Source organism: Streptomyces sp. NBC_00016 (assembly GCF_045040885.1).
Classification (GTDB): Bacteria; Actinomycetota; Actinomycetes; order Streptomycetales; family Streptomycetaceae; genus Streptomyces; species Streptomyces coriariae.
In genome coordinates this window covers 9,445,197-9,459,234 of sequence record NZ_CP108304.1, presented here as the reverse complement: position 1 = coordinate 9,459,234, position 14,038 = coordinate 9,445,197, and the positions used below count along the sequence as shown (strand labels likewise).

Genomic DNA, 14,038 nt, shown 5'->3' with positions numbered 1-14,038 from the left:
TACCTAGAGTCGTAGTCATGACGAAGAACAACGAGACCACGCAGACCGCTCGGACCGCGACCGTCGCCCCGATCCTCACCCGCGCCGCCGACGCCGAGACGACCCGTGACCCCAGCAGTGTCATGACACTTCTCGCGGACTCGAGCCACACCGGCGGGCGGCTCACCAGCTACCGGTCGTCGTTCGCCGAGGGCGCTGTCGGGGCGCCCGCCCACCTGCACACCAAGGCGTCCGAGGCGTTCTTCGTGATCGACGGAGCGCTCCAGGTACTGGTGGGTGAGGAGATCATCGTCCTGGAGGCGGGCGACTTCCTCGTCGTGCCGCCGCACACCCCGCACGCCTTCGCCGCGGCGCCGGGCAGGACCGCCGACGTGCTGTTCGTCTTCACCCCGGGTGCCGACCGCTTCGACTACCTGCGGCTCCTCGGCCGGGTGATGCGCGGCGAGGCCGACCCGCAGGAGATCAAGGACTCCTCGGAGCGGTTCGACAACCACTACGTCGACAGCCCGGCGTGGCGCGAGGCGCTCGCCGCACGCGGCTGAGGCCTGCCCGCAGCGAACGAAGGCGTCCCGAAAGGGGCGCCAGGACATGACCGTTGGGCGGTGCCGTCGCGTACCCACCCGTGCGCAGCCGTGATCCGCCTCGTGGGACCGGCTCCGTGGGAGCGGCTCCGTGGGAGCGGCTCGGTGGGAGCGGTGAGCCGGGTCGGCGGCTACACCTCCGGGCGGGTGCCGCGTGCGGCGCCCGCCGACGCGGCCACCACGCACAGCACCGCGATCCACTGCGACCAACGCAGCGACTCCTGGAGCACGATGAGGCCGACGAGGGCCGCCATCGCCGGCTCGAGGCTCATCAGGATGCCGAACACGCGCGGTGGGATCCTGCGGAGCGCTTCCAGGTCCAGCGAGTACGGGATCACCGACGACAGCAGTGCGACGCCGAGCCCCGCGACCAGGACCCACGGCTGAACCAGCGCCGTTCCGCTGTCGGCCACGCCGAACGGCACAGTCACCAGCGCCGCGACGGCCATTCCCAGGGCCAGACCGTTGCCTTCCGTGGTGTGGCGGCCGAGCGCCGCGCCGACCAGGATGTACAGGCCCCAACAGGTTCCGGCGGCGAGGGCGAACAGAAATCCGGCAAGGTTCAGGTCGCCGCGCCCCTCCATCAGCAGGACCACACCCCCTGCCGCGAGGGCGACCCAGAGAGCGTCCGGCCATCGCCTCGACCCGGCCAACGCCACCGTCAGCGGCCCGAGGAACTCGACCGTCACCGCGATCCCCAGCGGGATCCGGGCCAGCGCCAGGTAGAAGCACAGGTTCATCAAGCCGAGAATCACGCCGTAGCCGAGCACCACGGTCCACGCGCGACGCTTCATGCGCAGCGACGGCCTCCACAACAGCATCAACACCGCCGCCGCGAAGAACAGTCGCAACGAAACCGTCCCGAAGCTGCCCACCGCGCTGAACAGGTTCTTGGCCAATGCCGAGCCCACCTGAACGCTGACGATGCCGAGCAGCACCAGCGCCGTCGGCGGAACCGTGCCGAAGGTGCGTCCGGCCGACGCGGTCAGGGAGGGCCGTGGCGACGGGCCACGACCAGTGCTGTCGATGTTCATGGTGGCCACGCGTGGATTGTCGACGGTCGGGTGGCCGGCGGCACATGAATTTTCTCGGCACCCGCACCCGGCATTGAACGTGGGTGCGGGACTGCGCGGTCAGCGCACCAGAGGGAGGAAGACCGTGTCGACGATCTCCTCCAGGACGTGGTCGGGCACGGGGGCGAAGGTCGTGAGGATTTCCTGGCGCAGCAGGTCGAAGGGGAGGGACTTGATGCGTTCGGTGAGGAGTTCCCGTCTGATCTCGCCGCGGTCGACGGCGCGGTCGAAGAGCACGTCGAGAGCCTCCTTGCGTCCCGTCGCGAGGGGGTCGCGCAGGTCGGCGGGGCTGGTGCCGGTCTCCTGGTAGTAGCCGGCCAGTTGCACGCTCATGACGGTGATGAACTGGACACGGGTGGTGTTGATCTCTCGCATGAGGGTGAGGACGTCCTCCCGCAGGCTTCCCGTGTCGGGGTTGTCGAGTCGGTACTCCTTCAGGGTGTGGACGATGGCCGCCCGGACCAGTTGGTCGCGGTCTGACCAGCGACGGTAGAGCACAGGGGGGCTGGTGCCCGCGCGCCGCACGACGGCGTCCATGGTGAACCTGGCGTAGCCGTTGTCCGTGAGTTCTTCCCAGGCCGCATCGAGGAGCGCCTTCTCCAGTGCCGCTCCGCGGCGTCGCTCGGGCATCCACCCTCCCTTGAATAGACTTGCCTATCTTATTCTAGCGCCCTACTCTGGCAGCCGTAAGATAGGCCTCTGTATCTTAAGGTGACTGTTCATGAGTACTGCCGACCGGACCGGACCCACGCCCGCCGCGGTGGACCCCGACCGTATGGACCCCGCCGTGTGGCGCACGGCGTTCACCGTCATCGTGGGCGCCCTCGCCGTCGTCTTCGACACCACCATCGTCAGCGTCGCCCTCGACAGCCTGGCGAAGGAACTCGATGCGCCGCTGTCCACGATCCAGTGGGTGAGTACCGGCTATCTGCTGGCCCTGTTCGTCACCATCCCGCTCGCCGGATGGGCCCAGTCACGACTCGGCGGCAGACGTCTGTGGATCGCGTCCCTGGGCGTGTTCCTGCTCGGCTCGATCCTGAGCGCGCTGGCGTGGAACGCGACCAGCCTCATCGCCTTCCGCGTCGTCCAGGGCATAGCGGGCGGCATCATGATGCCGCTCACGGCCACACTGATCATGCAGGCCGCCAAGGGCCGCAACATCGGCAAGGTCATGGCCGTCATCAGCGTGCCCACCGCACTCGGCCCGATCCTCGGCCCGGTCCTGGGCGGCCTCATCCTGCATCTGGCCGACTGGCGTTGGCTCTTCTTCGTCAACCTCCCCTTCTGTGTCGTCGGTGGCCTGCTCGCCTGGCGCAACCTGCCCCACGACCGTCCCGCGCCGGGCCGCCCCCGCGCCCGCCTGGACGTCGTCGGCCTGCTCCTGCTCTCCCCCGGCGTCGCCGTCACCCTCTACGGCCTCTCCCGGGTCGAGGGCAGCGCGGGCCTCACCGGCGCCGACGTCCTCATCCCGGTGATCGGCGGACTCGCCCTGCTCGGCGGCTTCGTCGCCTGGGCACTGCCGCGCGCCGGGGCGCTGGTGAATCTGCGGCTGTTCCGCCACCGCGCGGTGGCCTCCTCCTCCGCCCTGGTGTTCCTGGCCGGCATCTCCCTGTACGGGGCGATGATGCTGCTGCCCCTGTACTTCCAGCAGGTCCGCGGCGAGGACGCCCTCGGCGCGGGGCTGCTGCTCATTCCGCAGGGCGTCGGCGCGCTCGTCGCACGCGGACTGGCAGGCACGTACACCGACCGCTTCGGTCCCCGCTGGGTCGCCTTCACCGCGTTCGCCTTCGTCACCGCGGCCACGGTGCCGTTCGCCTTCGTCACCGCCGACACCGACGAGGTCCTGCTCATGGGCGCACTGTTCGTCCGCGGCATCGGCCTGGGCGCCGCCATGATCGCGCCCTTCGGCGCCGCCTACGTGGGCCTGCGACACGAGGAGATCCCCGACGCCAGCATCATCACCCGCGTCGCCCAGCAGATCGGCGGCTCGGTGGGCATCGCCGTGCTCGCCGTCATCTTCCAGCACTCCGCCGGGGACGCCCACACGCCGGGCGACCTGGCCGACGGCTTCGACGCCGCCTTCTGGTGGTCGGTGGCCTTCACCGCCGTCGCCGTCCCGCTGTGTCTGTTCCTGCCCGGCCGCCCCAAGCCACCGGTCCCTGCCGACCAGGCAGAAAAAGGCGCCGCCGCCGAGGTAGAGGAGCTGTCCGGTCGGTCATCACCCGGCGCGTGACCGTCGTCGAGACCTTGGGTGCCTTCACGGCGAAGGGGCCCGGCGATGCCGGGCCCCTTCTTCTCGTAGCGGGGACAGGATTTGAACCTGCGACCTCTGGGTTATGAGCCCAGCGAGCTACCGAGCTGCTCCACCCCGCGTCGGTGATGCCACCCTACACGTGATCCACGGGGTGCTGCGCCGGGCGGCCGTCTCAGCCGCGGACGATGTTCTCGGCCTGCGGCCCCTTCTGCCCCTGGGTCACGTCGAAGGTGACCGGCTCTCCCTCCACCAGCTCCCGGTAGCCGTTGCCGGAGATGTTGGAGTAGTGGGCGAAAACGTCCGGTCCGCCGCCGTCCTGGGCGATGAAGCCGAAGCCCTTTTCGGAGTTGAACCACTTCACGGTGCCGCTGGCCATGCTGCTCGTCCTTCGATCCTTGCCGGGAGGTCCCGGCTGCTCTGTGTGCGGGGCCGTCCACGACCGGAAGGCACCCGGCGTTCGTCCTACCCCGTCGGCGAGGCAGTTATCCGACCTAACTGCCGGACACAGCGCTCGAGTTGCCGGACCCCGATGCGGCCCCCTTCCCGCGCGTGCCGCGCTCACGGGCCACATGCCGCCGATGTCCCGATTGTTCTCCGTGCCCGGACCTATCTCGCACCACTTCCGCCCCCAGCGACGACGGCTGGCTGGTCGTGGACGTCCGGGAGTCCGAGGAGGCGTTCCGGCAGTTCGGCAGGACCCGTCCCGATCCTGCGGGAACTCGGTCCGGCGGACGTACCACCGCGCACCCAACCGGTGCTCAATGCGGTCACCCGGTAGCACCGGTCCGGCCCGGCGTACGGGCCGCGCACTTACCCGCTGCCTCATCACCCGCCGACAGCTCAGCGCGCCCGCGCCCGCCCTCGGAAGCGAGGGTGCTGGTCACCTCGTGAATCTCCGCGTCCCATTTCTTGACGATCTCCGGAAGGAACGGGGGACATGATCGTCGGCAGTCGGGCAACGCGGGGGAGGTGACACGTATCGGACTGGTGGTCCTCGCTCTGGCCGGCGCGCTCGTGGCGGGTGCGGCCGCGGTGGGAATTTCGCCGTGGTGGTGGTTCGCCGCCGCGCCGCTGCTCGTGCCGGGCCTGCTGGGCGCATGGGACCTGATGCAGCGCCGGCACTCCGTGCTGCGCAACTATCCCGTCATCGGGCACGCCCGCTTCCTCCTGGAGAGGATCCGCCCGGAACTGCAGCAGTACTTCGTCGAGCGCAACTTCGACGGCCGTCCCTTCGACCGGGACACACGCACCATCGTCTACGAACGGGCGAAGGGAACCGACGCCGAGCAGCCGTACGGCACCGAGCGGGACGTCTACCGCCCCGGCTACGAGTTCCTGGTTCCGTCGATGGCGCCGTGTCCGGTGCCGAAGGCCGCACCGCGGGTGCGGATCGGCGGACCCGACTGCGGCCGCCCGTACGACATGGCGCTGCTGAACGTGTCGGCGATGAGTTTCGGCTCGCTCTCGGCGAACGCGATCCTCGCCCTCAACGGGGGTGCCGCGGCCGGGGGTTTCGCCCACGACACCGGCGAGGGCGGACTGTCGGAGTACCACCTGCGGCCGGGCGGTGACCTCGTCTGGGAGATCGGCACCGGCTACTTCGGCTGCCGGACCGACGACGGCGACTTCGACCCGCGGGAGTTCGCCGACAAGGCCGCGCACGAGCACGTGAAGTGCGTGTCGCTCAAGCTCTCGCAGGGCGCGAAGCCCGGCATCGGCGGAGTCCTGCCCGGAGCGAAGGTCAACGCCGAGATCGCCCGGGTGCGGGACGTGCCCCCGGGCCGGACGGTGATCTCACCGCCCTACCACCGGGTGTTCTCCACGCCGCGCGAACTCGTGCGCTTCATCGCCAGGATGCGCGAACTGTCCGGTGGGAAGCCGACCGGTTTCAAACTCTGCGTGGGGTCGCGCCGACAGTTCCTCGCCGTGTGCAAGGCGATGCTGGCGGAGGGCACCGCCCCGGACTTCATCGTGGTGGACGGGGCGGAGGGCGGCACCGGGGCCGCGCCCCTGGAGTTCGCCGACCACGTCGGCACCCCGCTCACCGAGGGGCTCCTGACCGTGCACAACGCCCTCGTCGGCACCGGTCTGCGCGACCGGGTCAGGATCGGCGCCAGCGGCAAGATCGCCACCGGTACGGACCTGGTCAAGCGCATGGTGCAGGGCGCCGACTACGGTAACGCCGCACGGGCGATGATGTTCGCCGTCGGCTGCATCCAGGCGCAGCGGTGCCATACGAACACCTGCCCCACCGGTGTCACCACGCAGGACCCCCGGCGGGCCCGCGCGCTCCACGTCGGCGACAAGACGCTCCGCGTCCGGCGCCTGCAGGAGGCGACGGTGGCGAGCGCGTTGCAGATCATGGCGTCCATGGGCGTCACCGATCCCGCGCAGTTGCGTCCTCATATGCTCCGCCGGCGCATCGACCCCCGCACCGAATGTTCCTTCGAGGAACTCTACGAGTGGCTGGCGCCCGGGCAGTTGCTCGCCGAGCCGCCCGTCTCCTGGGCGGCCGACTGGAACGCCGCCGACCCCGACCGTTTCACCGTCTGATCTGGAGGATCCCGTGGCCCGAACCGTCGCGCGCGTCATCGTGGACGCGCTGAGCGAACTTGGCGTGCGCCAGGTCTTCGGCGTCGTCGGCGACGCCCTCAACCCGCTGACCGACGCCATCCGCACCACCGAGGGCCTGGAGTGGGTGGGCTGTCGGCACGAGGAGGCCGCGGCCTTCGCCGCGAGCGCCCAGTCGCAGCTCAGCGGCACTCTGGGCGTGTGCATGGGCACCGTCGGACCCGGCTCGGTGCACCTGCTCAACGGGCTGTACGACGCGGCCAAGAGCCGCACGCCGGTGCTGGCGATCGCCGGACAGGTCCCGCTCGCCGAACTCGGCAGCGACTACTTCCAGGAGGTCGACAACGACGCGCTCTTCAGTGACGTGGCCGTCTTCCGGGCCACGATCACCTCGGGCGACCAGCTGCCGCAGATGCTGGAGACGGCGGTGCGCACCGCGCTGGGCCGCAAGGGCGTCGCCGTTCTGACCGTCCCCGGTGACCTGGGGGAACGGGAGCTGAGCGCGGACCGCCCGGCCCGGTTCTCGCTGAACGCCCCGGTGAGCCGACCGGACGGGCCCGCCGTCCGGCGGGCGGCCGAGCTGCTCGACCGGGCGCGGCGGGTCACGCTGCTCGTCGGACGAGGCGCCCGCGCCGCGCGCGAGGACGTACTGGCCCTGGCCGACCGGCTGGCCGCGCCGATGGTGCTCACGCTGAAGGCGAAGGAGGGATTCGAGGGCGACGCCAATCCCTTCCAGGTCGGCCAGACCGGGCTGATCGGCAACCCGGCGGCCGCGTCGGCTCTGCAGGACGCGGACACCCTCCTGCTGCTGGGCACCGACTTCCCCTACCGGGACTGGTATCCGGAGGGCCGAACCGTCATCCAGGTGGACACCGAGGCCGCCCACATCGGGCGCCGGGTGCCCGTGGAGGTGGGGCTCGTCGGTGACACGGGCGCGACCGTCCGGGATCTCCTGGCCCAGCTCGGCGCCGCGCCCGCCGGGAGCGAGGGCGCGCGCGACCGCTCGCACCTGGAGGACGCCCGCAAACACTTCGAGCGGTGGCGCGAGGGTCAGGCGCGGCTCGCCGACCCGGCGCACGACAAGGGTGTGGTGGGCCGCCTCCGCTCCGCGCTGGACAACCGCGCCGGTGACATCCGTCCGGAGGCGCTGGCCGCCGTGGTGGACCGCCTCGCCGACGACGACGCCGTCTTCACCTCCGACACGGGCATGGCCACCGTGTGGCTCTCGCGTTTCGTCGAGATGCGCGGCGAGCGGCAGCTGATCGGCTCCTACAACCTGGGCTCCATGGCCAACGCCATGCCCCAGGCCCTCGGCGCCCAGTGCCTGGACCGGGACCGCCAGGTGGTGGCCTTCTGCGGCGACGGCGGGCTGAGCATGCTCCTCGGCGACCTCATGACACTGAGGACGAGCCGGCTCCCCGTCAAGCTCGTCGTCTTCGACAACCGCCGCCTCGGCATGGTCAAACTCGAACAGGAACAGGCCGGGCTCCCGGAGTTCGGCACCGTGCTGGACAACCCCGACTTCGCCGCCGTCGCCACGGCCATGGGCATCACCGGCATCCGGGTGACCGACCCGGCCGAACTGGAGGAGTCGGTCCGCCGGGCGTTCAGCACCCCCGGGCCCGTCCTGCTCGACGTGCTCACCAACCCCGACGAGATCGCCGTCCCGGCCAAGCCGACGGTCGCGCAGGGCTGGGGCTTCGCGGTGGCCAAGGTGAAGGAGGTCGTGCGCAGCCAGGGGGACACGGACGCGCACTGACCGCTCGGCCGGCGCCGCGGCTCCACGACCGCGCCCTGCCCCGGGGGCGGTGTCCTCGCGCCGCTCCGGGGTCTCGCGGCACAGTGGGACGGCACCGATCCGCTCCGGCAGTTCCGCCGAGCCGTCCGCTGACGAAGGAGTCCCGCATGGAGTACCCCGACCTGACGGCCCTGCCGGCGGAGCTGCGGGAGGCCGTCACCGCGCGCGGCTCGCTCAACGTCTTCCGCATGATCATGCACTCGCCCCGACTCGCCCCCGAGCTCCTGGACATGGCCGACGCGATTCTGCAGCGCAACTCGCTCCCGGACCGCTTGCGCGAGCTCGCCATCGTGCGGGTGGGCCGCGTCTACCAGGCGCCGTACGAGGTCCACCACCACGAGAACATCGGCCGCCTGGTCGGTCTGGGCCAGGCCGCGATCGGCGCTGCCGCGACCGGTTCCACGGAGGGGCTGTCGGACGAGGAGGCGTCGGTCCTGCGCTGCACGGACCGGCTGCTCGCCCGGCACACCCTGAGCGACGCCGAGCGCGCGGAGGTGCTGGAGTTCCTCACGGTGGGTCAGCTCTCCGACCTCGTCATCACGGTCGGCTTCTACCAGCTCGTCAGCAACTTCCTGAACACCTTCGGTGTGACGACCGAGGGCGAGACCAGCCCGTACTGAGCCGCCTCCGCACTCGGCGGTTCCCGGCCGGTCAGTCCTGCTCGTGCCCCAGTACGTACAGGTGCGGCAGGTTGACGACGATCGCCTCCTGGGTGCTGCGGGCGATGACCACCACGGCCTCCTCGGCCGGGTCCGGGTTCTCCTCGCGATGCGGCACGAACGGGGGGACGAAGATGTAGTCGCCGGGAGAGGTGCGCAGCCGTATCTCCTGCGGGGTGCCGCCGGAGTCGTCGAGGAAGACGAACTCGGGGTGTCCGCTCACCACATGGATGGCGGTCTCGGACTCGCCGTGGTGATGGTCCGAGGACGAGGTCGAAGGGGCGACGTGCGTCTGGCCCATCCACAGCTTCTCGGAGCCCACCGTCGTGCCGCTGACGGCGGCGAACCTGCGCATGCCTCCGGTCTGGGCGGTGTCGCGGTCGAGTTCGTCGGCGCGGATGTGGTGCAGCCGGCCGCGCAGAGGCGTCGCCGGGTGGCCCGCTCCGTCACCGAGATGGGGGTGGAATCCTTCGCCGGGGGTGGTCAGCGGCTCGCTCATGGGTCGGACGCTAGAGCCGCTCCGAAAAGGATGTCAAGAGGTGTCCATTGCGCTTCACCTGCGGCAATGTTCCCGCAACAGAGGTGGAGAGAGGAAGGAAGTCCTGGTTGCGGCCCGCTCTTCGGGCATCATGTGCGCATGCATATCTCCGCGAAGGCGGACTACGCCACGCGGGCCCTGTTGGAGCTCGCCCGCGAACCCGACCGCCCCCTGACGTGCGAGGCCATCGCCTCCTCGCAGCAGATCCCGTTCCGCTTCCTCAAGTCCGTGGTGGGCGAGCTGCGGAGGGCCGGTCTGGTACGCAGCCAGCGCGGCTGCGAAGGCGGGTACTGGCTCGGCCGGCCCGCCGACGAGATCACCCTGCTCGACGTCTCGCACGCCGTGGACGGCGAGTTGATCACCCTGCGGGGCGAGCCGCTGGCCGGGCTCGACTATCCCGGCCCCGCCTCCGGCCTGCCCGGGGTGTGGCGCCGTATCGAGGCGGACGCCGCCGCCGTCCTGGGCAAAACCACGCTGACCGCGCTGCTGCCCGAGGCAGTGGGCGGACAGCTGGACCGCCGGAAGGGAGCCGCGTGACGAACGAGGCAGGTCGTGCGCCGGTCGAGGTGGTGGAGTACACCGATCCGCTGTGCCCGTGGGCCTGGGGTTCGGAGCCCGTCTTCCGCGGGCTGCGTGCGGCCCTGGGCGGCCGGGTCCACTGGCGTCGCGTGTACTGCATCCTCTTCGACCACGACGACGACCCGGCCCCCGACCCGGCCGCCGAGACCGCCTGGTACTCCCGCTACGTCGAGGACATCAGCGGGCACACCCACGCGCCCAGGGCGTACAGGCTCAGCCGGGTGGCGGCGAGTTCGTGGCCCGTCTCGCTGGTCGCCAAGGCCGCCGAACTCCAGGGGACCGAGGTGGCCGAGCGGGTGCTGCGCCGGCTGCGCGAGAGCGTCTTCGTCCTGGGCGAGCCCGCGGACACGCCCGCGCTCGCGTTGTCGGCGGCGCAGGGTGTGCCGGGGCTGGCCCACGAGCGGCTGGCGGCCGACGCGGCCTCGACAGCCGTACTCGACCGGGTGCGCGCCGACCGCGCCGAGGCACGTCGGCCGGTCCACGCGGTGCTGTCCGTGCCGGACGGGTCCTCCCCGCATCCCGGCGCCGCCAAGGAGACCCCCGACGGCGGGCACCGGTACGCGCTGCCGACGCTGCTCTTCCGTTCGCCCGCCGGCGCCCGTGCGGTGCCCGGCTGGCGGTCCTACGAGGAGTACACCGCCGCGGTCGACGCCCTGGAGCCGGGGCTGGCGGCGGCCCCCGCGCGACTGGATCCGACGGAGGCGCTCGCGCGCTACCGTAGCCTCACCGAGCCGGAACGCGGGCTGCTCACCCGTGGTTCATGGCCGCCTGCGGGCGCCGTCCGGCTGGAGACGGCAGGCGGCCCTGTGTGGCTGCATCCCGACGAGGCCCGAACGCACCCGGCCGCCGGGCGCGGCTCAACGCCCGCCCCGTGACAGGGCTCTGATCAGCACTCGGAGTCCGTCCCGCCGAATGAGACACCTTTTGGTGTCCATTGACAGGCCCTGACGGCTGACCCCAGGATGTGCAGCATGCTCACGACGCACCCCGGTGTGGTGTGCCGCTACGTGGACCTGCGGCGCACCTGTAGCGCTCTCTGTCGCTGACCGCCCGCCGCCCGCGGTCCACAGGCGCCTGACCGTACAAGCCGACACCGGCCTCCCGCCGTTCGTCCGCGCAACGCCCGTCATCTCGCGCCGTCCCCTTCGCGACTCCTCGCCTGCCTTCCTCACACATCCCGGCACTCCCCCGCGACTTGGCCGACGCCTCACGCCTGAGCCCGGCATGCCCCTGTGCGCACCGCAGCGCGCCGGCATGTCCGCTCCGGCGCGGACCGACGTCCGAAGCCGCGGCACACGCCCTCGTTCACGAGCCCTCAGCCCTGACACGGCCGGAGCCCTCGAAGAAAGAATTGAGATGTTCGGACGACTCACGCCGCGCCGCCCCAGACTGAACCTCCCCTCCTCGCGCCGGGGCCGGCTGCGCTCCGCCGCCCTGGGGACCGCCCTCGCCACCGTGCTCGTCCCGGCTCTCGGCGCCTGCGGCGGTGAGAGCGCCTCGGCGAGCGGCAACGCCACTCTGAAGTGGACCTCCTCCTACTTCCCCACCCACTGGGACCCGGTGGTCGGCGGCAGCGGTGCCCAGTTCCGCGAACTCGCCCTGGTGTACGCCTCCTTGACCCGCACCGACGAGAGCGGCAAGGCCGTGCCCGACCTGGCCAAGAGCTGGGAGTACAACGCGAAGGGCGACCAGATCACCTTCCATCTGCGCCCGGGACTCAAGTTCAGCGACGGGGAGCCGGTCGACGCCGCCGCGGTGAAGGCGGCCATCGAACGCGCCAAGAACCAGAAGAACTCGGCGCTCTTCGGCGACCTGACCTCCATCAAGTCGGTGGCCGCCAAGGGGCTCGACGCGGTCGTCCGGCTCAGTCAGGTCGACTACCAGATCCCCCAGTTGCTCGGGGAGCGCGTCCTGCAGATCACCAGCCCCAAGGCGGCGAAGTCCCCGGAGAAGCTGGACCAGAACCCGGTCGGCGCGGGCCCGTTCGTCGTCACCCAGATCGTGCCGGGCACCAAGGCGGTCCTGAAGAAGAACCCCGACTACTGGGACGCCGAGAACATCCACATCGACAACGTCGAACTGACCTCGGCCCCCGACGCGTCCACGGTGGTCTCCGGCCTCCAGACCGGCGTCTACAACTTCGCCGACATCCGCCCCAGTCAGGCGGACGCCGCCAAGAAGGCCGGCCTCGACGTCTTCGTCCAGCCCGGGTTCAACGCCTCCAACATCAGCCTCAACATCAACAAGGCTCCGTTCGACCACGACAAGGTCGTCGACGCGGTCCGTCACGCGATCAACCGTCAGGAGTTCGTCGACAAGCTGACGTTCGGCTACGGCGAGGTGACCGACCAGCCCTTCCCCAAGGGATACGTGGCCTACGACCCCGAGTCGGCGGACGCCTACGCCTACGACCCCGCGAAGTCGAAGAAGCTGCTCGCCGAGGCGGGATACAAGTCCGGTGAGATCAAGCTGAACCTGGTCATCCCGGCGGACGACCCCCAGGCGGAGATCGTCCAGTCGCAGCTGGCGAAGGTCGGCATCACCGTCACCATCAAGATCGACAAGAACTGGTCGACGCCGTTCTTCGCCAAGGACCTGACGTTCTCGCTGTACGGCACCACCGGGCGGGACTCGGCGGTGCAGACCCTGACCGCGCACTTCGGCCCCAACGGCCCGCTCAACCTCAGCTCGCCCTACGAGCCGGCCGGCTTCGAGGCGGCCGTCGCCAAGGTCCGCCAGACCCCGCTGGACTCGCCCGACTACACGAAGGTCCTCCAGGCCGCGACCCGGGCCGGCCTCCAGAGCAGGGCGCTGGTGTTCACGTACTCCCAGCCGAACCTCATCGCCAAGAGCAAGTCCATCTCCGGCCTGCCGAAGAACCCGGCCCACATCGACTGGACCGGCGTGACCATCGGCGGCAGCTGACACTCCGTCCACCACTGAGAGGGGGCACCCCATGACGACGACGCAGGCTCAGGCCACACCCGACGTCCGTCGCACGGTCGCCGCGGCCGGAACGCGGCACACACTCGGCCGCGTCCTGGCCACCCTCGCCCGGTCGATCGCGATCTTCGTGCCGGTCTTCCTGGTCGCGACGTTCGTGACGTTCGCGCTGCGCTCGCTCAGCGGGCTCAGCCCGGCGCGGATCCAGCTGGGCGAGGACGCGACACCCGAGGCGATCGCCAGGGTCGAGGCACAGTGGGGCCTGGACCGGCCCTTCCTGGTGCAGTACGGCGACTGGTTCAACGGCGTCCTGCACGGACAGCTCGGGACGAGCTGGACCAACGGCGCCGACATCTCCACCCTGATCGGCCTCGGGCTCGGCGTGAGCCTGTCGGTGGCGGCCTTCGCGCTGCTGATCGGCGTGGTCGTGGGCTTCGCCCTCGGCACGGTCGCGGCCCTGCGCCGCACGACCTGGATCGACCGTGCCATCACCGGCTTCGTCACGGCGATCTCGGTGATGCCGGCCTTCGTCGTCGGGATCGTGCTGGTCGCGGTCCTCGCCGTGCAACTCAAGCTGTTCCCCTCCGCCGGGTACATCCCGGCGGAGCAGGGGCTCGGGCCGTGGCTCGCCCACATCACCCTGCCCGCCGTCGCGTTGAGCTTCGACGTCGTCGCCGACGTCGCCCGCCAACTGCGCTCCAGTCTCATCGCGGCCTACCGCGAGAACTACGTGACGGGCGCCGTCGTCAGGGGTCTCGGCCCACGCCGGGTCTTCTTCGGCCATGTGCTGCGCAACGGTCTCGGCCCGGCGCTCGCGACCCTCGGCCTGAAGTTCCCCTCCCTCGTCGGTGCGTCCGTCGTCACGGAGTGGATCTTCGGTCTCCAGGGGTTCGGCCGGTTCGCCAACGACTCCGCGCAGGCCGGTGACGTACCGGCCGTGCAGGGGGTCCTCGTCGTGTCGATCGTCCTGGTCGTGGTGTTCAACCTGTTCGTCAACCTGGTGCTGGCGCGTGTGACGCCCGCATCGCAACGGGGGGTGTGA

The 14,038-nt window shown here is 70.7% G+C and carries 13 protein-coding genes and 1 tRNA gene; 9 read left to right on the top strand and 5 right to left on the bottom strand.

Going from position 1 to position 14,038, the window contains the following annotated elements:
* Window positions 1-17 precede the first annotated feature (17 nt).
* Window positions 18-542 (top strand): cupin domain-containing protein, encoded by a 525-nt coding sequence (locus tag OG933_RS41810; protein WP_405632467.1) that lies wholly within the window; start codon window positions 18-20, stop codon window positions 540-542.
* A 170-nt stretch (window positions 543-712) separates the two neighbouring features.
* On the opposite strand, the gene OG933_RS41805 is transcribed toward OG933_RS41810, so the two are convergent.
* The gene (locus OG933_RS41805; protein WP_362533930.1) at window positions 713-1,615 is read right to left on the bottom strand and encodes a DMT family transporter; all 903 of its coding nucleotides are present in this window, start codon (window positions 1,613-1,615) and stop codon (window positions 713-715) included.
* Between the two features lie 99 nt (window positions 1,616-1,714).
* A complete protein-coding gene (locus OG933_RS41800) occupies window positions 1,715-2,284 on the bottom strand; it encodes a TetR/AcrR family transcriptional regulator (RefSeq protein ID WP_405632464.1) in 570 nt (189 codons plus the stop codon).
* Window positions 2,285-2,375: 91 nt separating this feature from the next.
* Here OG933_RS41800 and OG933_RS41795 point away from each other — a divergent pair, with 91 nt between their 5' ends.
* The gene (locus OG933_RS41795; protein ID WP_405632459.1) at window positions 2,376-3,887 is read left to right on the top strand and encodes an MDR family MFS transporter; all 1,512 of its coding nucleotides are present in this window, start codon (window positions 2,376-2,378) and stop codon (window positions 3,885-3,887) included.
* 66 nt (window positions 3,888-3,953) lie between these two features.
* Here the strand turns inward: OG933_RS41795 and OG933_RS41790 are convergent.
* Window positions 3,954-4,027: transfer RNA gene (locus OG933_RS41790), tRNA-Met, on the bottom strand.
* A 53-nt stretch (window positions 4,028-4,080) separates the two neighbouring features.
* The gene (locus OG933_RS41785) at window positions 4,081-4,284 is read right to left on the bottom strand and encodes a cold-shock protein (protein ID WP_009192932.1); all 204 of its coding nucleotides are present in this window, start codon (window positions 4,282-4,284) and stop codon (window positions 4,081-4,083) included.
* 593 nt (window positions 4,285-4,877) lie between these two features.
* Here OG933_RS41785 and OG933_RS41780 point away from each other — a divergent pair.
* The 3 genes from OG933_RS41780 (at window position 4,878) to OG933_RS41770 (ending at window position 8,897) form a co-directional block, all read left to right on the top strand.
* Window positions 4,878-6,461 (top strand): FMN-binding glutamate synthase family protein, encoded by a 1,584-nt coding sequence (locus tag OG933_RS41780; protein ID WP_405632458.1) that lies wholly within the window; start codon window positions 4,878-4,880, stop codon window positions 6,459-6,461.
* Between the two features lie 13 nt (window positions 6,462-6,474).
* Window positions 6,475-8,238, top strand: a complete 1,764-nt coding sequence (locus tag OG933_RS41775; protein WP_405632455.1) for a thiamine pyrophosphate-dependent enzyme — start codon at window positions 6,475-6,477, stop codon at window positions 8,236-8,238.
* A gap of 146 nt (window positions 8,239-8,384) precedes the next feature.
* On the top strand, window positions 8,385-8,897 hold the full coding sequence (locus OG933_RS41770) for a carboxymuconolactone decarboxylase family protein (protein ID WP_362533872.1): 513 nt from the start codon (window positions 8,385-8,387) through the stop codon (window positions 8,895-8,897).
* Between the two features lie 31 nt (window positions 8,898-8,928).
* Here OG933_RS41770 and OG933_RS41765 read toward each other — a convergent pair whose 3' ends face one another.
* Window positions 8,929-9,435 carry a cupin domain-containing protein gene (locus tag OG933_RS41765; protein WP_405632453.1) on the bottom strand — a complete coding sequence of 169 codons (507 nt, stop codon included), beginning with the start codon at window positions 9,433-9,435 and terminating at the stop codon, window positions 8,929-8,931.
* Between the two features lie 138 nt (window positions 9,436-9,573).
* Here OG933_RS41765 and OG933_RS41760 point away from each other — a divergent pair, with 138 nt between their 5' ends.
* From OG933_RS41760 to OG933_RS41745, 4 genes are all read left to right on the top strand, one after another.
* Window positions 9,574-10,011, top strand: coding sequence for an Rrf2 family transcriptional regulator (locus OG933_RS41760; RefSeq protein ID WP_362533866.1), 438 nt, complete (start codon window positions 9,574-9,576; stop codon window positions 10,009-10,011).
* On the top strand, window positions 10,008-10,928 hold the full coding sequence (locus tag OG933_RS41755) for a DsbA family protein (protein WP_405632449.1): 921 nt from the start codon (window positions 10,008-10,010) through the stop codon (window positions 10,926-10,928). Before OG933_RS41760 ends, OG933_RS41755 begins: the two co-directional genes overlap by 4 nt.
* Window positions 10,929-11,409: 481 nt before the next feature.
* Window positions 11,410-12,978: an ABC transporter substrate-binding protein gene (locus OG933_RS41750; RefSeq protein ID WP_405632447.1), complete on the top strand. Its 1,569-nt coding sequence runs from the start codon at window positions 11,410-11,412 to the stop codon at window positions 12,976-12,978.
* Between the two features lie 31 nt (window positions 12,979-13,009).
* Window positions 13,010-14,038: an ABC transporter permease gene (locus OG933_RS41745; protein WP_405632445.1), complete on the top strand. Its 1,029-nt coding sequence runs from the start codon at window positions 13,010-13,012 to the stop codon at window positions 14,036-14,038.

What these genes read in the sequence shown, in the direction of transcription:
- OG933_RS41750 (WP_405632447.1), top strand. Translation starts at nt 11,410, where the DNA reads ATGTTCGGACGACTCACGCCGCGCCGCCCCAGACTGAACCTCCCCTCC.
- OG933_RS41810 (WP_405632467.1), top strand. Translation starts at nt 18, where the DNA reads ATGACGAAGAACAACGAGACCACGCAGACCGCTCGGACCGCGACCGTC.
- OG933_RS41800 (WP_405632464.1), bottom strand. Translation starts at nt 2,284, where the DNA reads ATGCCCGAGCGACGCCGCGGAGCGGCACTGGAGAAGGCGCTCCTCGAT.
- OG933_RS41765 (WP_405632453.1), bottom strand. Translation starts at nt 9,435, where the DNA reads ATGAGCGAGCCGCTGACCACCCCCGGCGAAGGATTCCACCCCCATCTC.
- OG933_RS41795 (WP_405632459.1), top strand. Translation starts at nt 2,376, where the DNA reads ATGAGTACTGCCGACCGGACCGGACCCACGCCCGCCGCGGTGGACCCC.
- OG933_RS41745 (WP_405632445.1), top strand. Translation starts at nt 13,010, where the DNA reads ATGACGACGACGCAGGCTCAGGCCACACCCGACGTCCGTCGCACGGTC.
- OG933_RS41805 (WP_362533930.1), bottom strand. Translation starts at nt 1,615, where the DNA reads ATGAACATCGACAGCACTGGTCGTGGCCCGTCGCCACGGCCCTCCCTG.
- OG933_RS41770 (WP_362533872.1), top strand. Translation starts at nt 8,385, where the DNA reads ATGGAGTACCCCGACCTGACGGCCCTGCCGGCGGAGCTGCGGGAGGCC.
- OG933_RS41785 (WP_009192932.1), bottom strand. Translation starts at nt 4,284, where the DNA reads ATGGCCAGCGGCACCGTGAAGTGGTTCAACTCCGAAAAGGGCTTCGGC.
- OG933_RS41760 (WP_362533866.1), top strand. Translation starts at nt 9,574, where the DNA reads ATGCATATCTCCGCGAAGGCGGACTACGCCACGCGGGCCCTGTTGGAG.